The sequence below is a fragment of the Pseudomonas sp. 9Ag genome (genome assembly GCF_902506445.1).
Lineage (GTDB): Bacteria > Pseudomonadota > Gammaproteobacteria > Pseudomonadales > Pseudomonadaceae > Stutzerimonas > Stutzerimonas stutzeri_AB.
Window position 1 is genome coordinate 4,245,766 of the sequence record NZ_LR733836.1, and the last position, 16,979, is coordinate 4,262,744.

14 protein-coding genes are annotated in these 16,979 nt (G+C 63.0%); 9 read left to right on the top strand and 5 right to left on the bottom strand.

The genetic code is table 11. The features are described 5' to 3' along the window. Positions 1-196: 196 nt before the first annotated feature. Positions 197-2,941, bottom strand: a complete 2,745-nt coding sequence (polA, locus tag ALTERO38_RS19480; RefSeq protein ID WP_148925805.1) for a DNA polymerase I — start codon at positions 2,939-2,941, stop codon at positions 197-199. A 76-nt stretch (positions 2,942-3,017) separates the two neighbouring features. Here polA and ALTERO38_RS19485 point away from each other — a divergent pair, with 76 nt between their 5' ends. From ALTERO38_RS19485 to ppnN, 3 genes are all read left to right on the top strand, one after another. Next, a complete protein-coding gene (locus ALTERO38_RS19485) occupies positions 3,018-3,299 on the top strand; it encodes a DUF2782 domain-containing protein (RefSeq protein ID WP_102837193.1) in 282 nt (93 codons plus the stop codon). Between the two features lie 29 nt (positions 3,300-3,328). Further along, complete coding sequence (locus ALTERO38_RS19490; protein WP_159969389.1) at positions 3,329-4,279, top strand: homoserine kinase; 951 nt, start codon at positions 3,329-3,331, stop codon at positions 4,277-4,279. A 411-nt stretch (positions 4,280-4,690) separates the two neighbouring features. Continuing rightward, complete coding sequence (ppnN, locus tag ALTERO38_RS19495) at positions 4,691-6,064, top strand: nucleotide 5'-monophosphate nucleosidase PpnN (RefSeq protein ID WP_148925803.1); 1,374 nt, start codon at positions 4,691-4,693, stop codon at positions 6,062-6,064. A 54-nt stretch (positions 6,065-6,118) separates the two neighbouring features. Here ppnN and ALTERO38_RS19500 read toward each other — a convergent pair whose 3' ends face one another. From ALTERO38_RS19500 to ALTERO38_RS19510, 3 genes are all read right to left on the bottom strand, one after another. Next, positions 6,119-6,814 (bottom strand): NrdJb, encoded by a 696-nt coding sequence (locus ALTERO38_RS19500; protein WP_102837196.1) that lies wholly within the window; start codon positions 6,812-6,814, stop codon positions 6,119-6,121. A 50-nt stretch (positions 6,815-6,864) separates the two neighbouring features. Continuing rightward, entirely contained in the window at positions 6,865-9,015 is a 2,151-nt protein-coding gene (locus tag ALTERO38_RS19505; protein ID WP_159969390.1) for an adenosylcobalamin-dependent ribonucleoside-diphosphate reductase, read from the bottom strand. 152 nt (positions 9,016-9,167) lie between these two features. Continuing rightward, positions 9,168-10,196 carry a zinc ABC transporter substrate-binding protein gene (locus tag ALTERO38_RS19510; protein WP_159969391.1) on the bottom strand — a complete coding sequence of 343 codons (1,029 nt, stop codon included), beginning with the start codon at positions 10,194-10,196 and terminating at the stop codon, positions 9,168-9,170. A 65-nt stretch (positions 10,197-10,261) separates the two neighbouring features. Between ALTERO38_RS19510 and zur the strand changes: the two genes are divergently transcribed. From zur to ALTERO38_RS19530, 4 genes are read left to right on the top strand one after another with little or no spacing between them, the layout of a single operon-like run. Beyond that, positions 10,262-10,747 carry a zinc uptake transcriptional repressor Zur gene (zur, locus tag ALTERO38_RS19515; RefSeq protein WP_159969392.1) on the top strand — a complete coding sequence of 162 codons (486 nt, stop codon included), beginning with the start codon at positions 10,262-10,264 and terminating at the stop codon, positions 10,745-10,747. Next, positions 10,744-11,514, top strand: coding sequence for a zinc ABC transporter ATP-binding protein ZnuC (znuC, locus tag ALTERO38_RS19520; RefSeq protein WP_159969393.1), 771 nt, complete (start codon positions 10,744-10,746; stop codon positions 11,512-11,514). The genes zur and znuC overlap by 4 nt, the downstream gene beginning before the upstream one ends. Then, positions 11,514-12,299 carry a zinc ABC transporter permease subunit ZnuB gene (gene znuB / locus ALTERO38_RS19525; protein ID WP_159969394.1) on the top strand — a complete coding sequence of 262 codons (786 nt, stop codon included), beginning with the start codon at positions 11,514-11,516 and terminating at the stop codon, positions 12,297-12,299. The genes znuC and znuB overlap by 1 nt, the downstream gene beginning before the upstream one ends. Before the next feature lie 4 nt (positions 12,300-12,303). Continuing rightward, positions 12,304-12,795 carry a M48 family metallopeptidase gene (locus ALTERO38_RS19530; protein WP_159969395.1) on the top strand — a complete coding sequence of 164 codons (492 nt, stop codon included), beginning with the start codon at positions 12,304-12,306 and terminating at the stop codon, positions 12,793-12,795. Between the two features lie 81 nt (positions 12,796-12,876). Here the strand turns inward: ALTERO38_RS19530 and katE are convergent, their stop codons facing one another. Beyond that, on the bottom strand, positions 12,877-15,021 hold the full coding sequence (gene katE / locus ALTERO38_RS19535; protein WP_159969396.1) for a catalase HPII: 2,145 nt from the start codon (positions 15,019-15,021) through the stop codon (positions 12,877-12,879). Between the two features lie 259 nt (positions 15,022-15,280). On the opposite strand from katE, the gene ALTERO38_RS19540 reads away from it, so the two are divergent. Together ALTERO38_RS19540 and ALTERO38_RS19545 are read left to right on the top strand one after the other, a co-directional pair. Further along, on the top strand, positions 15,281-16,300 hold the full coding sequence (locus ALTERO38_RS19540) for a methionine ABC transporter ATP-binding protein (RefSeq protein ID WP_159969397.1): 1,020 nt from the start codon (positions 15,281-15,283) through the stop codon (positions 16,298-16,300). Beyond that, positions 16,300-16,977 (top strand): methionine ABC transporter permease, encoded by a 678-nt coding sequence (locus tag ALTERO38_RS19545; RefSeq protein ID WP_045422780.1) that lies wholly within the window; start codon positions 16,300-16,302, stop codon positions 16,975-16,977. Before ALTERO38_RS19540 ends, ALTERO38_RS19545 begins: the two co-directional genes overlap by 1 nt. Positions 16,978-16,979: the final 2 nt, after the last annotated feature.

Consider the following 16,979-nt stretch of genomic DNA (forward strand, 5'->3'; position numbering starts at 1 on the left):
TCCATGAGTTCAATGCCGAACGGAAAATATTTCCATAACGGAGCGTAGCCGCTCTAAGACGGGGCATTTAGCCCAACGACAGTTTCGTCAAACGTTTTCGCCTGCACCCATAACGTGCAGCGCGAACGCCCTTCAGCTACTGATGCAGCGGCGCCCCGGTAAGACAGTCTCCAGCGCAGCCCGCTGGTGCCTGTTCTTAGTGCGCTTCGTCCCAGTTGTTGCCCACCCCGGCTTCGACCAGCAGCGGCACATCCAGCTCAGCGGCCCCGCTCATCAACGGAAGGATCTGCGCGCGCACCTGTTCGAGCAGATCCTCACGAACTTCCAGCACCAGTTCATCGTGGACCTGCAGGATCACACGCGCATCCAATCCGCTCTCCTGCAGCCAGTTATCCACGGCGATCATGGCGCGTTTGATGATGTCCGCCGCGGTGCCCTGCATCGGTGCGTTGATGGCGGTGCGCTCGGCGCCTTTGCGCATGGCGCCGTTCTTCGAATTGATCTCCGGCAAGTACAGCCGACGGCCAAACAGCGTTTCCACAAAACCCTGCTCCGCCGCTTGCGTGCGGGTGCGCTCCATGTAGGCGAGCACGCCAGGGTAGCGAGCAAAATAGCGGTCGATGTAGGCCTGCGCCTCGCCGCGACCGACGTCTATTTGCTTGGCCAGGCCGAAAGCGCTCATGCCGTAGATCAGTCCGAAATTGATCGCCTTGGCGCTACGGCGTTGATCGTTGGTGACCTGATCCAGTTCGACACCGAACACTTCCGCCGCCGTGGCGCGGTGCACGTCCAGGTCATTCTGGAACGCGTGCAAGAGGCCAGCATCCTGGGCCAGGTGCGCCATGATGCGCAATTCGATCTGTGAGTAGTCGGCTGCCAGCAGCTTGTAGCCCGGCGCCGCGATAAAGGCCTGGCGGATACGCCGGCCCTCGGCCGTACGGATCGGAATGTTCTGCAGATTCGGGTCGGACGATGACAACCGCCCGGTGGCCGTCACGGCCTGGTGATAGCTGGTGTGGATACGCCCGGTGCGCGGGTTGATCTGCTGCGGCAGCTTGTCGGTGTAGGTGCCCTTGAGCTTGCTCAAGCTGCGGTGCTGCATGATCACCTTCGGCAGGGGGTAATCCTTTTCAGCGAGCTCGGCCAGCACGCTTTCGGCGGTAGACGGCTGACCGCCTGCGGTCTTCGACAGCACCGGGCAGCCGAGCTTGTCATAGAGAATCGCGCAGAGCTGCTTGGGCGAGCCGAGGTTGAACTCTTCACCCGCGATGTCGAACGCCTCACGCTCCAGCTCGACCAGTTTGTTGCCCAGCTCGACGCTCTGCAGTCCGAGCAGGTTGGCGTCGACCAGCGCGCCGTTGCGCTCGATGCGCGCCAGCACCGGCACCAGTGGCATCTCGATCTCGTTCAGGACCTTGAGCAGCGAAGGCGTGGCCTCCAGCTTGTTCATCAGGGTCTGATGCAGGCGCAGAGTGACATCAGCGTCTTCGGCGGCATAAGGACCAGCCTGCTCGACCGCAATCTGATCGAAGGTCAGCTGTTTGGCGCCCTTGCCGGCGATGTCTTCGAAACGGATGGTGCCGCGGCCAAGGTACTTGAGCGCCAGGCTGTCCATGTCGTGGCGCGTGGCCGTGGCGTCGAGCACATAGGATTCGAGCATGGTATCGAACGTCATGCCGCGCATCTCGATGCCGTAATGCATCAGCACATTCATGTCGTATTTGCCGTGCTGGCAGATCTTGCGCTTGCCCGGGTCTTCGAGCAGCGGCTTGAGCGCGGCCAACACCGCGTCACGATCAAGCTGCTGCGGCACGCCCATGTAGCTGTGGCCGAGCGGCACGTAGGCGGCCTGGCCTGCTTCAATGGCGAAGGAGACGCCGACCAGCTGGGCTTTCTGCGCATCGATACTGGTGGTCTCGGTGTCAAAAGCGAAGCAATCCGCAGCCTTTAGCCGTGCGAGCCAGGCGTCGAATTCGGCCAGATCGAAAAGGGTGCTGTATTCGGCTTCGGCCTGGATCGAGCAGCCCTCGGGCTGCACCTCGCAGTCTTCACCGGCGGCCTTGGCCTCGCGTAGCAAATCGTCGAGCCAGTTCTTGAACTCCAGCTCGCGGTACAGCGCAATCAGCGCTTCGCGGTGCGGCTCGCCCGGCATCAGATCGCCGACCTGAACATCCAGCGGTACGTCGATCTTGATCGTGGCCAGCTCATAGGACATGAACGCCGCGTCGCGATGTTCTTCAAGCTTGGCGGCCAGCGACTTGGCGCCGCGGATCGGCAGGCCAGAGACCTTGTCGAGATTGTCGTAGAGCCCTTTGATGCCGCCTTCGATGCCGTTGAGCAGGCCGCACGCGGTCTTCTCGCCAACCCCGGGCACACCGGGGATGTTGTCGACCTTGTCGCCCATCAGCGCGAGGAAGTCGATGATCAGCTCCGGGCCGACGCCGAACTTGTTCTTCACGCCTTCGATGTCATAGACGCTACCGGTCATGGTGTTGACCAGGGTGACGTGCGGGCAGACCAGCTGGGCCATGTCCTTGTCGCCAGTGGAGATGACCACGTCGCGCTTGAGCGCGGCACACTGTCGCGCCAGTGTTCCAATCACGTCGTCCGCCTCGACGCCTTCAACGCACAGCAGTGGCATACCCAGCGCACGCACACTGGCATGCAGCGGCTCGACCTGGCCACGCAGGTCGTCGGGCATCGGTGGACGATGGGACTTGTATTCAGCGAACAGCGTGTCTCGGAAGGTCGGGCCCTTGGCGTCGAAAACCACCGCGAAGGGGCTGTCCGGATACTGCCGACGCAACGACAACAGCATGTTCAGCACGCCCTTCACGGCGCCGGTGGGCTTGCCGGTAGAGGTGGTCAGCGGAGGCAGGGCGTGGAAGGCGCGGTAGAGGTAGGACGAACCGTCCACCAGAACGAGGGGCGCTTGGCTCATGAGCAGGATCAACCTTTTCGACGGGTCCGCAGCTAAAATGCACAGGACCACTTGACGACAAAGGGACAAGGTTATCATGCGCACATTCAAACCTTTGCTGCTGGCCGGGCTGCTGGCAATGATGCCGCTGAGCGGTTTCGCCCAGGAATCGGTCGATGGCGAGCCTGACGTCACGATTCGCCAGGACGGCGACCGTACGGTCGAGGAGTATCGCGTCAACGGCTTCCTCTATGCGGTGAAGATCACGCCCAAGACCGGCAAGCCGTACTTTCTGGTCCGTGCCGATGGCGACAGCAACTTCATCCGCGCCGACCGCCCGGACATGCTGATCCCGGCCTGGGAAATCTTCAGCTGGTAACCCAGCCTAGACACTAACGGAAGTCATTCATGTCGGTTTTCACGCCCCTGCAACGCGAAGAACTCGAAGCCTTTCTGGCGCCTTACGGGCTGGGGCGCCTGCGTGACTTCGAGGGCATCGCCGCCGGCAGCGAGAACAGCAACTTCTTCGTCAGCCTGGAGCGGGGCGAGTACGTTCTGACGCTGATCGAACGCGGCCCGAGCCAGGACCTGCCGTTCTTCATCGAACTGCTCGACGTGCTGCATCGCGCCGGTCTGCCGGTGCCCTATGCGCTGCGTACGGATCGCGGCGACGCCTTGCGTTCACTGGCCGAGAAGCCGGCGCTGCTGCAGCCCAGGCTGTCGGGCAAGCACATCACCGCACCCAATCCGCACCACTGCGCGGAGGTCGGTCGGATGCTGGCGCGGCTGCATCTGGCCACCCGCGAGCAGATACTGGAACGCCGCAGCGACCGCGGCCTGGACTGGATGCAGCAGGAAGGCCCGAGCCTGGCACTGTCTCTCGGTGAGGATCAGCTGCCGCTGCTGCGCGACGGCCTGGCAGAAATCGCTGAGCTGAAGCCAAAGATTCTGGCCCTGCCGCGGGCCAACCTGCATGCCGACCTGTTTCGTGACAACGTGCTCTTCGATGGTAACCACCTGACCGGCGTGATCGACTTCTACAACGCCTGCTCGGGGCCGATGCTCTACGATCTTGCGATCGCCGTGAACGACTGGTGCTCGCACCCCAACGGTGAACTCGACGAAGAGCGCAGCCAGGCGCTGCTTGCCGCCTACTCCAGCCTGCGCCGCTTCACCCCGGCCGAGGCCGAACTGTGGCGACCGATGCTGCGCGTGGCCTGCGTGCGGTTCTGGCTGTCGCGCCTGATCGCCGCCCAGCGGTTCGCGGGGCAATCGGTTCTGATCAAGGATCCGGACGAATTCGGCAGGCTGCTGCAGGTTCGCCAGCGATGCCACAGCGCTCTGCCGTTTGCCTTTTGACGAACGCAGCAACCTGAAGGCCTTGATGGCGCCCGTCACGGAAAAACCATTTGCTCCGTGTGCAATCAAACAGCCATGCTCGCTGTCAAAACCCCTGATACCTACGACCGTACGGGATGTACGCATGAGCAGAGCCACGCCCCAGGAGGGGCTGTCAGGAACATTTTCACCGTTTGAACGTCAAGTACTGCCCGTCCAGCCGCACCGTTGTGCCTGCATTGATAGCGCCAGCTCCAGCGAGCAGCGTACAACGACGGGTTTAGCCGCTGCGCCCGGTAGCATCCCTGCCCAGTCGCGCAATGCCCGTTCGGACGGCCCTTTCCATATGTCGCTGCCCCGGGCTGCGGCGCTCAACATCCTGATGCACCTGCCCGTCCCGGCCAGGCCGCATTGCTTTCAGGGAAAACAAGCATGACCTCACGCTATGTAATCAATGCCTCGGTTAGCCCGAAAGGTAGCCTGGAGACACTGTCCCAACGGGAAGTCCAGCAACTGAGCGAAGCCGGTTGTGGCAGCACTTACACGCTGTTCCGCCAGTGCGCCCTGGCGATCCTCAATACCGGCACGCGCATCGATAATGCCAAGACCATCCTCGAGGCCTACGACGACTTCGAAGTTCGCATTCATCAGCAGGATCGTGGCGTACGCCTGGAATTGCTCAACGCACCGGCCGATGCCTTCGTCGACGGCGAGATGATCGCCAGCACCCGCGAAATGCTCTTCAGCGCGCTGCGCGACATCGTCTACACCGAAAGCGAGCTGGGCAGCCCGCGCATCGACCTGAGCAGTTCCCAGGGCATCACCGATTACGTCTTCCACCTGTTGCGCAACGCCCGCACCCTGCGTCCTGGCGTCGAGCCCAACATGGTGGTGTGCTGGGGCGGGCACTCGATCAGCACCGAGGAGTACAAGTACAGCAAGCGTGTCGGCCACGAGTTGGGCCTGCGCAACCTGAATATTTGCACCGGCTGCGGCCCTGGCGTGATGAAGGGTCCGATGAAGGGCGCAACCATCGCCCATGCCAAGCAGCGCATCGTCGGCGGCCGGTATCTGGGCCTGACCGAGCCGGGCATCATCGCCGCCGAGGCACCGAACCCGATCGTCAACGAGCTGGTGATCCTGCCGGATATCGAAAAGCGCCTGGAAGCCTTCGTCCGTGTCGGCCACGGCATCATCATTTTCCCCGGCGGGGTCGGTACGGCAGAGGAATTCCTCTACCTGCTGGGCATCCTGCTGCACCCGGACAACCGCGACGTGCCCTTCCCGGTCATCCTCACCGGGCCTGAAAGCGCTGCGCCCTATCTGGAGCAGATTCGCGAATTTGTCGGTGCCACGCTCGGGGAGAAAGCCCAGGGGCTGTACCAGATCATCATCGACAACCCGACCGAGGTGGCCCGGCAGATGTCCGAGGGGCTGAAAGCCGTCAAACAGTTCCGTCGTGAGCGCAACGATGCCTTCCATTTCAACTGGCTGCTTAAGATCGAGGATGGCTTCCAGCACCCCTTCGATCCGACTCACGAGAACATGGCCAGCCTGCAGCTGACGCGCGATGTGCCGCCCCACTTGCTGGCGGCGAACCTGCGCCGCGCCTTCTCCGGGATCGTCGCGGGCAACGTCAAGGACAAGGGCATTCGCCGTATCGAGCAGTTCGGCCGCTACGAGATACACGGCGACCAGTCGATCATGAAGCCGCTGGACGCGCTGTTGCAGGCGTTCGTCGAACAGCATCGGATGAAACTGCCCGGCGGCCGCCCGTACGAGCCCTGCTACCGCGTCGTGACTTGATGAGATGGGTTGAGCCGATGGGCGCGCCCCGCCCGCCGGCTCGATCCTAGCGGCTTAGCCGCACTTGGAATTACCGCAATTCAGGCAGGTAGCGCAGCCATCCATCTGCACCACCGCCTGGGTGTTGCACTTGCTGCACAGCTGCGCGCCGGCTGGAAATCCTTCGCCCGGCTCCACCGTGACCGCACCCTGGCTGGCCTCGTAGGCGGCGCGTTTTTCCGCCAGGTACTTGAGCTGGGTTTCGTCCAGCGCATGCCCTTCGAGCATGCCGATATGGATCAGGTGGCGCTCCAGCACACCGCCGATCTCCGCCACGATGGACGGCATATAGACGCCGCCTTTCTTCAGGTAGCCGCCACGCGGATCGAACACCGCTTTCAGCTCCTCGACGAGAAAGGTGCAATCACCACCCTTGCGGAACACCGCGGACATGATTCGGGTGAGCGCGACGATCCACTGGAAGTGGTCCATGTTCTTCGAGTTGATGAAAATCTCGAACGGCCGGCGCTGCTCGTGGGGCGTGCCGGCGTTGAGCACGACGTCGTTGACGGTGACGTAGAGCGCATGTTCGAACAGCGGCGACTTGATCTTGTAGGTCATCCCGACCAGGGTTTCCGGGCGCTGCAGGCTCTCATCCATCTCCACCACGTTGGCCTTGGCGGTGGGTTGGTCAGCGGTGACGGCAGGCCGCTCGAGGGTCTCGTCGACGACCTTGAAGCCCTTGATGCGCTGAGTGATCTTTACGGTCATTGCGGGTTCTCCATCCGGACGACAGGTGCCGCCCGGCTATCAGTCGGGGCTCAATATTTGCCGTAATAGCCTTCTTTGAGGGCGTCGAACAGGTTGGCGGCGGAATTGACTTCCCCGTCATATTCGACCTCTTCGTTGCCTTTCAGCTCGACCACGCTGCCGTCTTCGAGAATGAAGCGGTACAGGGTCTTTTCCAGATCGGCCTCCTTGACCAGCACGCCCTGGAACGCCGCCGGATTGAAGCGGAAGGTGGTGCAGCCCTTGAGGCCCTGGCGCCAGGCGTAGCGGTAAATGTCCTTGAAGGCCTCGAACGGATAGTCGGTGGGCACGTTGGCGGTCTTGGATATCGACGAGTCGACCCACTTTTGCGCCGCCGCCTGGATGTCCACGTGCTGGGTCGGGGTGACGTCGTCGGCGGTGATGAAATACTCAGGCAGCTGCTCGCCCGGCTCGGTCGAGCCGGGTTTGGCGCGCGAATTGATCAACGTGCGATAGGCCAGCAGTTCGTAGCTGAACACCTCGATCTTTTCCTTGGCCTTGCGCCCGGCGCGGATCAGGTTGCGCGAGTAATGATGCGCGAAGCTCGGCTCGATACCGTTTGAGGCGTTGTTGGCAAGGCTCAGGCTGATGGTGCCGGTGGGCGCGATCGAGCTGTGGTGGGTGAAGCGCGCGCCCTGCTCGGCCAATGCCTCGATCAGCTCCGGCGCGTATTCGGCGAGCTTCTGCATGTAACGGGAGTATTTGGCGTGCAGCACGCGCCCCGGCACCTGGTCGCCGATCTGGTAACCGTCCTTGGCCATTTCCGGGCGCTTGCGCAGCATTTCAGCGGTCACTTCAAAAGTTTCCGCGAGCAGCGGCGCCGGCCCCTTTTCCTTGGACAGATCCAACGCCACTTCCCAGCCAACCAGCGCCATCTCCCGCGCAACCTCTTCGGTGAACACGCAGGCTTCGGCGCTGCCATAGCGCAGCTTGAGCAAGGTCAGTGCCGAGCCGAGCCCGAGGAAACCCATGCCGTGGCGGCGCTTGCTCTCGATTTCGTGACGCTGCTGCGCCAGCGGCAGGCCGTTGATCTCCACCACGTTGTCCAGCATGCGGGTGAACACGCGTACCACTTCACGGTATTTGTCCCAGTCGAAGCGCGCGTCGGCGCCGAAAGGGTCGATGACGAAATGGGTGAGGTTGATCGAGCCCAGCAGGCAGGAGCCATAGGGCGGCAGCGGTTGCTCGCCGCAGGGGTTGGTCGCGCGAATCGCTTCGCACCACCAGTTGTTGTTCAGCTGGTTGACCCGGTCGATAAGGATGAAGCCCGGCTCGGCGTAATCGTAGGTGGAGACCATGATCATGTCCCACAGATGTCGCGCCTTGACTTGCCCGTAGATCTTGCAGGCCACCAGTCCGTCATCGCGCACGATGTAGCCGTCATGGCTCGGCCATTCGCGCCACAGCACCTGATCGGCGTCGGCCAGATCCAGCTCGGCTTCTTCCTTCAGGTGCAGCGGAAAGATCAACGGCCAATCCGCCTCGGCTTCTACCGCCTGCATGAATTCGTCGGTGATCAGCAAGCTGAGGTTGAACTGCCGCAGGCGGCCGTCTTCGCGCTTGGCGCGGATGAATTCGCGCACGTCCGGATGACCGACATCAAAGGTGCCCATTTGCGCACCCCGGCGCCCACCGGCAGAGCTGACGGTAAAGCACATCTTGTCGAAGATATCCATGAACGACAGCGGGCCGCTGGTATGCGCGCCAGCGCCGGACACAAAGGAGCCGCGCGGGCGCAGAGTGCTGAATTCGTAACCGATGCCGCAGCCGGCCTTGAGCGTCAAGCCAGCCTCATGGACCTTGCCGAGAATGTCGTCCATCGAGTCGGCAATGGTGCCGGAAACGGTGCAATTGATCGTCGAGGTGGCCGGTTTGTAGTCCTGCGCGCCAGCGTTGGAGATGATCCGCCCGGCGGGGATGGCGCCATTGCGCAGCGCCCAGAGAAATTGTTGATACCAGAGCTCGCGGGTTTCCGCATGTTCGACATCAGCGAGTGCCCGCGCGACCCGCTGCCAGGTGTCGTCGACGCTGTCGTCGACGGCGCTGCCATCTTTGCGGGTTAGCCGGTATTTCTGCGCCCAGATGTCTTCGGAGGCCACCTGCAGGGCTATTTCAGGGGTGGTTTTCGTCTCTGCCGCGATGGGCCCGTCCGTCTTCGCCATGCGCTGCGCATCCTCGTGTCGATGGAGTGGAAACCAAAGCACGAAGCATAGCCACGGGCGCCAGAAGCACTATGACGCGCATCAAGTCGGCCGACGGACGACCCGCAAAGGCGCCCGCCGGCGCGAGGCCTCTGGGCGCTGCGAGCTGAGGGTCAGAGCGATTCCAGACATTCCGCCAGCGAGCTGCCGAGATCCTCGATCAACTGCTCGTAGCCGCCCGCTGAGGCGTCGATGCCATAACCCAGCGCGTCCAGCTCGGTGACCGTCACTGGTAATCCACGGATCAGGCTATCCGCCAGGCGCGGACGAACCGGAGGCTCGTAGAACACGCAGCTCGGACCGGCCTGCTCCAAGCGCTCACGCATGGCGGCCACATGCCGCGCGCCGGGCTGGGCTTCGCCGCCGGCACTAAAGACGCCGGCGTGTTTGAGCCCATAAGCGGCTTCGAAATAATCGAAGGCCTCGTGAAAGACGAAGAACGGCTTGCTTCGGGTTTCGCTCAGGCGCTGGCTGAGCCGCTTATCGAGCGCATCCAGCCGCTGCTTGAATGCGGACAGGTTGGCTCGGTAGCGCTCGGCGTTGGCCGGATCAGCCTCTACCATGTCCTGCGCCATGCCTTCGGCGATGGTTACCGCATTGGCAGGCAACAACCAGAGGTGCGCGTCCAGGCTGCCGGGACGATGGGCGTGGTCGTGTTCGTCGTGGTCAGCGGTCTGAGCGTGAGTGGCTTCATGAGCGTGATCGTCATGCTCATCATGGCCCTGTTCTGAATGCTCGGCGTGCTCATCGTCGTGCGCATCATATGCATGCTCGTCGTGGGCATCCTCGCTGGCTGCCTCGCCGAAATGGCGCAGGGTCAATCCGGGCAGCGACTGTATCGCCACGCTCGGCCGCTTGCGGCCCTCCAGCACCGGCGCGAGAAAGCCCTCCATGTCCGGACCGATCCAGTAGAACAGGTCGGCGCTGCGAAGCTGCCGTACGTCGGACGGTCGCATCGCATAATGGTGAGGCGAGGCACCCGGCGGCAGCAGAACGGCGGGCTTGCCAACGCCGTCCTGAACGGCAGCAGCGATCAGCTGCAGCGGCTTGATGCTGGTCAGCACCTCGATTTCAGCATGGGCCTGGGCGCTGCTGAAAAGACTGGCGGTCACTAGAAGCGGTATCGAAAAAAGACGAAACACGGGCAACACTCGATTGAACTGAATGGGTAACATAATAACGTCTCTCAGCCACATCGTCTTCGCTCATGCCCAAGTCTCCGCTGGCCTGCACGCCCCACGATCACCACCACTGCGTCAGCAATGCACTGGCCGAAGCCGACCTCCTGTGCGAGCGCTCGGGCGTGCGCCTGACCGCTCTGCGCAAGCGTGTGCTGGAGCTGGTCTGGCAAAGCCACAAGCCGCTCGGCGCCTACGACATCCTCGCCGAGCTGACGGCGCAGGACGGCCGCCGCGCCGCGCCGCCCACGGTATACCGGGCGCTGGATTTTTTGCTCGAGAACGGGCTGGTGCACCGCATCGCTTCGCTCAACGCGTTCATCGGCTGCAATCACCCCGAACACCCGCACCAGGGCCAGTTTCTGATCTGCCGCAACTGCCACACCGCCATTGAGCTTGAACAACCTGCCATCAGCGAGGCCATTGACCAGGCCGCGCGCAGCGTCGGCTTCCAGGTCGAAGGCCAGACGGTCGAGGTGGTCGGCCTCTGCGCATCCTGCAGGAACGCGGCATGAACGAAGCGCTGATCCGCCTGGACGATATTCATGTCCGCTTCGCCAACCAGGCGGTGCTCGAAGGCGCTCAGCTGCAGGTTCATCGTGGCGAGATCGTGACCCTGATCGGCCCCAACGGCGCCGGCAAGACCACCCTGGTGCGTGCCGTGCTCGGCCTGCTCAAGCCGGACAGCGGCACGGTCTGGCGCAAACCCAAACTGCGCGTCGGCTACATGCCGCAGAAGCTGAACGTTGACCCGACCCTGCCGCTGTCAGTGCTGCGCTTCCTGCGCCTGGTGCCGGGTGTGGACCGCGCCGCGGCACTGGCGGCACTCAAGGAAGTGGGCGCCGAGCATGTCATCGACAGTCCGCTGCAATCGGTTTCCGGCGGCGAAATGCAGCGGGTGATGCTGGCCCGTGCGCTGCTGCGTGAGCCGGAGCTGCTGGTGCTGGACGAGCCGGTGCAAGGTGTCGATGTGGCCGGCCAGGCCGAGCTCTACCGACTGATCGGGCGGCTGCGCGAGCGCTACGGTTGCGGCGTATTGATGGTCTCCCATGACCTGCATCTGGTAATGAGCGCCACCGATCAGGTGGTCTGCCTGAATCGCCACGTCTGCTGCTCCGGTCATCCGGAACAGGTCAGCGCTGACCCGGCGTTCGTCGAACTGTTCGGCCAGGATGCGCGCAGCCTGGCCGTCTATCACCATCAGCACGACCACAGCCACGACCTGCACGGCAGCGTGGTTACCGCCAAACCCCATATTCACGGCCCGAACTGCAAGCACTGATGCCTGACTTTCTTCTCAACGCCCTGCTCGCCGGCCTCGCGCTGGCGCTGGTCGCCGGCCCGCTTGGCTCGTTCGTGGTCTGGCGGCGCATGGCCTATTTCGGTGACACCCTGTCGCATTCTGCGCTGCTTGGCGTTGCGCTGGGCTTGATGCTGGAGGTCAACCTGACCCTGGCGGTCATCGTATGCTGCGTGCTGCTGGCGGTACTGCTGGTGACCCTGCAACAGCGCCAGCCACTGGCCTCCGACACGCTGCTGGGCATCCTCGCCCATAGCACGCTGTCGCTCGGACTGGTGTCGCTGAGCTTTATGCAGGATGTGCGCATCGACCTGATGGGCTATCTGTTCGGCGATCTGCTGGCGGTCAGCCCCAGCGACCTGGCCTGGATCGTGGGCGGCAGCGCGCTGGTGCTGCTGGCGCTCATCCCGCTGTGGCGGCCCCTGCTGGCGGTGACGGTGCACGAGGAGCTGGCCAAGGTCGAAGGCCTGCCGGTGGCGGCCATCCGCCTGGCCCTGATGCTGTTGATTGCGATGGTGATTGCCGTGGCGATGAAAATTGTCGGGGTGCTGCTGATCACTTCGCTGCTGATCATCCCGGCCGCGGCGGCCCAGCGCCATGCCCGCACGCCGGAACAGATGGCCCTGGGTGCCAGCCTGATCGGGCTGCTCGCCGTCTGCATGGGCTTGTCATTGTCCTGGTACGAGGACACCCCCGCCGGCCCATCCATCGTGGTCTCGGCCGCGGCGCTGTTCCTGCTCAGCTTTGCCTGGCGGCGCAGGACCTGATCGGATGACGCCTCTGAAATACCTGAGCGGCTACCCCGAGTCGCTGCAGCAGCAGATCCTCCAGCTGATCGCCGAAGGACGCTTGGGCGACTACCTCGAGCGCCGCTACCCGCAACGCCACCAGGTACAAAGCGACAAGGCGCTGTACGGCTATGTGCAGCAGCTGCGCCAGAGCCATCTGAAAAGCGCGCCGAACATCGACAAGGTGCTCTACGACAATCGCCTTGACCTGACCCACCGCGCCCTCGGTCTGCACACCGCGGTGTCGCGGGTGCAAGGCGGCAAGCTCAAGGCCAAAAAAGAAATCCGTGTCGCCGCGCTGTTCAAGGAAGCGGCGCCGGAATTCCTCCAGATGATCGTCGTGCACGAGCTGGCGCATTTACGCGAGAGTGATCACAACCGCGCCTTCTACAAGCTCTGCGAGCACATGATGCCGGGTTACGCGCAGACCGAGTTCGACCTGCGCTGCTACCTGCATTGGCGTGAGCTGAGCTAACAGCACGGCCGACACCCACCGTCCAGACGCAAAGAAGGCGGCCCGGGATCAACCGAGCCGCCTTTTTTAACGCTATTGCGATCAGGCTGGCACTTGCTCCGCAGCCGCCTCGCGCGCCCAGACACGGTGCTGCGAGAGCGCCTGAGCAAAGGCCGAGAACACCGTCGCGACATCGCCGGAGTCACCGGTGACCAGACCGGCATCTTCCGGCAGATTCAGCGCCGTGAGCAGCTGCCGCGCCTCGCCCAGTACGGCAATTGGCTTGAGGTGCTTGTAGGCTTCGAGCAGGTAATGCTTGGCCACGCCGTTCTTGGCCATGGCCTGCACGCTCTGCGCGCCACCGGGCACGAACACTGCGTCGAAGGCAATCGAAGGCATGCCGTCCATTGCCGCGTCAGGCGTGAGCATCTTGCCATCGGCCGTCTTGACCGGCGCCGGTGACGGACCGATCAACTTGGCCATCGCGCCTTCGTCAGCCAGCTTCTGCTTGAACGCCTCGATGGCATCACCGTCGACGCCATTGGCAATGAGGATCGCCACCTTGCGCGACTTGATATTGCCGGACAGGTGATTCATCAGGCTCAGCGCGGGCGAACTGGCTGGTGTCGGCTGTTTCAGGGACATTGTCGGCGCCGTCGGCGGCGTTACGCCGATGTTCTCGGCCACCCGGCGCGCCAGCTCAAGATCGATATTGGCAAGGATCTCGTTGACCTGACGCTCACGGATGAACACCCGCTCGACCTTACCCAGCTCGAAGCTGTAGGCGCCGATGATGTGCTCCTTCTCTGGCGCGCTCATGCTGTTCCAGAACAGCGTGGCCTGGGAGAAGTGATCACCGAACGATGGGCTGCGCGCCCGTACCTTGTGACCTTCCATGCGCTCGGGATAGCTCTCGAAGCCGCCACCGCTGGCAGCTGGCGGGGTTTCTTTCGGCCAGCCGCTGTCGACAGAGTTGGGCTCGTAGTTGGCGCGGCCCTTGTTGATCGTCTGACGGTGGAAGGCATCACGCTGGTTGTTGTGCACCGGCGCAATGGAACGGTTGATCGGAATCTCGTGGAAGTTCGGCCCGCCCAGGCGCAGCAGCTGGGTATCGGTGTAGGAAAACAGCCGGCCCTGCAGCAACGGATCGTTGCTGAAATCGATGCCCGGGACGATATGGCCGATATGGAAGGCAGCCTGCTCGGTCTCGGCAAAGAAGTTGTCGGGGTTGCGGTTGAGGGTCATCTTGCCGAGCTTCTGCACCGGCACCAGTTCTTCGGGAATGATCTTGGTCGGGTCGAGCAGGTCGAAGTCGAACTTGTGCTCGTCGGCCTCTTCCACCACCTGCACGCCGAGCTCCCACTCGAAGTAGTCGCCCATTTCGATGGACTCCCACATGTCACGGCGGTTGAAGTCCGGGTCCTTGCCGGCCAGCTTCAGCGTCTCATCCCAGACCAGCGAGAAGGCACCGGCGACGGGCTTCCAGTGGAATTTGACGAAGCGGCTGGTGCCCTCGGCATTGACCAGGCGGAAGGTGTGCACGCCGAAGCCTTCCATGGCCCGCAGGCTGCGCGGGATGCCGCGGTCGGACATGGCCCAGATGACCATGTGCGCCGACTCCGGCGTCAGCGAGACGAAATCCCAGAAGCTGTCATGCGCCGACTGACCCTGTGGGATTTCATTGTGCGGCTCGGGCTTCACCGCGTGGACAAAGTCGGGAAACTTGATGGCGTCCTGAATAAAGAACACCGGCATGTTGTTGCCGACCAGGTCGAAAATGCCTTCGTCGGTGTAGAACTTGGTGGCGAAACCGCGTACGTCGCGCACGGTATCAGCCGAGCCACGCGAGCCCTGTACGGTGGAGAAACGCGTGAATACCGGCGTCTCCTTGCCCTTGCTCGCGAGAAAAGACGCCTTGGTCAGGGCGCTGTGGTCGTCGTAGCTGACGAACACGCCATGAGCGGCCGAACCACGGGCGTGAACGATACGCTCGGGAATGCGCTCGTGGTCGAAGTGCGTGAGCTTCTCGCGCATGATGAAGTCTTCGAGCAGCGAGGGGCCGCGTTCACCGGCACTCAAAGTGTTCTGGTTATCAGCGATTTTCACGCCCTGGTTGGTGGTCAACGCTTCACCGGTGGCGTCGCTGCGTGCGCCCTCGAGCTGATCGAGCTTGGCGTTGTGGTTCTTGCGGTCGACGGTGTCGGTACCGGCAACTTCGCTGTGTTTTGGATCTTTGTTGTCCGTCATCTTGGGCCTCGGTTGAGCGTATGTGCCTAACCGCGAAGGGACCTGGCCGATCTGGGCCGGATGCATCAATTCACGGCATACCGGTTAGTGACCCTATAAAGCCTCTCAAGGTTGCGCCTTACGTCGATTAGCTCCCGCTATCGCACCGATGGCCTACCCCAATCGCAGCAGTTCCCTACGCCCAGATGCCGCAAACGCGTAGAATGCACGCCTTTCGCCACTACCCAGGCACATACGACCGCACCCACAAGGTTCGCCCGTGATCGAATTTCAGCAAGTCCACAAAACCTATCGGGTTGCCGGCCGGGGCACCGCTCGTGAAGTGCCTGCGCTCAAGCCGACCGAACTGACCATCGGTGCCGGTGAAGTGTTCGGCCTGATCGGCCACTCCGGCGCCGGCAAGAGCACCCTGCTGCGCCTGATCAACCGTCTGGAAGAACCGTCTGGTGGGCGCATCCTGGTCAACGGAGAAGACGTCACCGCGCTCGACGCCAATGGCCTGCGCCGTTTCCGTCAGCGGGTCGGGATGATCTTCCAGCATTTCAATCTTTTGATGTCCAAGACCGTCGCCGACAACGTTGCCATGCCACTGCGGCTGGCCGGCAACCATTCCCGCAGCGAGATCGATAGCCGCGTAGCCGCCCTGCTCGAACGCGTCGGGCTGAAAGACCAGGCGCGCAAATATCCGGCGCAGTTGTCGGGCGGGCAGAAGCAGCGCGTTGGTATTGCCCGCGCGCTGGCGACAGAACCGGACATCCTGCTCTGCGACGAAGCCACCAGTGCCCTCGACCCGCAAACCACCGCCTCGGTGCTGCAGTTGCTCGCTGAGATCAATGCCGAGCTAAAGCTGACCATCGTGTTGATCACCCACGAGATGGACGTGATTCGCCGCGTGTGCGACCGCGTCGCGGTGATGGACGGCGGCGCCATCGTCGAGCAGGGCCCGGTGACGGACGTATTCCTGCACCCGAAGCACCCCACCACCCAACGCTTCGTGCTTGAAGACGAAGCGGTCGACGAAGGTGAGCAGCACGACGATTTCGCCCATGTGCCCGGCCGGATTCTGCGCCTGACCTTTCAGGGTGATGCCACCTACAAACCGCTGCTCGGCACGGTCGCACGGGAAACCGGTGTGGATTTCAGCATCCTCTCGGGGCGCATCGACCGTATCAAGGACACGCCCTACGGCCAGCTGACCCTGGCCCTGGTGGGCGGCGACATGGCCGCGGCCCTGGCCCAGCTGGATGCCGCTGACGTTCACGTGGAGGTACTGCGCTGATGGACGCCTTGTTCAGCTCTTTATTGGGGAATGTCGACTGGTACGAGATCTGGCTGGCGACCCTGGACACCTTGCTGATGCTCGGCGGATCGCTGCTGTTCACCATCATCCTCGGCCTGCCGCTGGGCGTGCTGCTGTTTCTCACCGGCCCGCGCCAACTGTTCGAGAACGGCCCGCTGTACGGCTTTCTGTCCTTTGTGGTGAACGTGCTGCGCTCGTTGCCGTTCATCATTCTGCTGATCGTGATGATCCCCTTCACGGTGCTGGTTACCGGCACCTCGCTGGGGGTGGCCGGGGCGATCCCGCCGCTGGTGGTGGGCGCGGCGCCGTTCTTTGCGCGACTGGTGGAAACCGCGCTGCGCGAGGTAGATCGGGGCATCATCGAGGCCACCCAGGCCATGGGCGCCACTACCCGGCAGATCATCTTCAACGCCCTGTTGCCGGAGGCTCGTCCAGGCATCATTGCCGCCGTGACCGTCACCGCCATTACCCTGGTGTCCTACACCGCCATGGCCGGCGTGGTGGGTGCGGGCGGACTCGGCGATCTGGCCATCCGCTTCGGCTATCAACGTTTCCAGACCGACGTCATGGTCGTCACCGTGGTGTTGCTGCTGGTCCTGGTTCAGGTACTGCAGAGCGTCGGTGACAAGTTGGTAACGCATTTTTCACGAAAATAACT

Excerpts from the sequence above, each read along its gene's own strand:
- ALTERO38_RS19500 (WP_102837196.1), bottom strand. The coding sequence starts at position 6,814 with ATGACCGTAAAGATCACTCAGCGCATCAAGGGCTTCAAGGTCGTCGAC.
- ALTERO38_RS19485 (WP_102837193.1), top strand. The coding sequence starts at position 3,018 with ATGCGCACATTCAAACCTTTGCTGCTGGCCGGGCTGCTGGCAATGATG.
- znuC (WP_159969393.1), top strand. The coding sequence starts at position 10,744 with ATGAACGAAGCGCTGATCCGCCTGGACGATATTCATGTCCGCTTCGCC.
- polA (WP_148925805.1), bottom strand. The coding sequence starts at position 2,941 with ATGAGCCAAGCGCCCCTCGTTCTGGTGGACGGTTCGTCCTACCTCTAC.
- katE (WP_159969396.1), bottom strand. The coding sequence starts at position 15,021 with ATGACGGACAACAAAGATCCAAAACACAGCGAAGTTGCCGGTACCGAC.
- ppnN (WP_148925803.1), top strand. The coding sequence starts at position 4,691 with ATGACCTCACGCTATGTAATCAATGCCTCGGTTAGCCCGAAAGGTAGC.
- zur (WP_159969392.1), top strand. The coding sequence starts at position 10,262 with ATGCCCAAGTCTCCGCTGGCCTGCACGCCCCACGATCACCACCACTGC.
- ALTERO38_RS19505 (WP_159969390.1), bottom strand. The coding sequence starts at position 9,015 with ATGGCGAAGACGGACGGGCCCATCGCGGCAGAGACGAAAACCACCCCT.
- ALTERO38_RS19490 (WP_159969389.1), top strand. The coding sequence starts at position 3,329 with ATGTCGGTTTTCACGCCCCTGCAACGCGAAGAACTCGAAGCCTTTCTG.
- ALTERO38_RS19530 (WP_159969395.1), top strand. The coding sequence starts at position 12,304 with ATGACGCCTCTGAAATACCTGAGCGGCTACCCCGAGTCGCTGCAGCAG.
- ALTERO38_RS19545 (WP_045422780.1), top strand. The coding sequence starts at position 16,300 with ATGGACGCCTTGTTCAGCTCTTTATTGGGGAATGTCGACTGGTACGAG.
- znuB (WP_159969394.1), top strand. The coding sequence starts at position 11,514 with ATGCCTGACTTTCTTCTCAACGCCCTGCTCGCCGGCCTCGCGCTGGCG.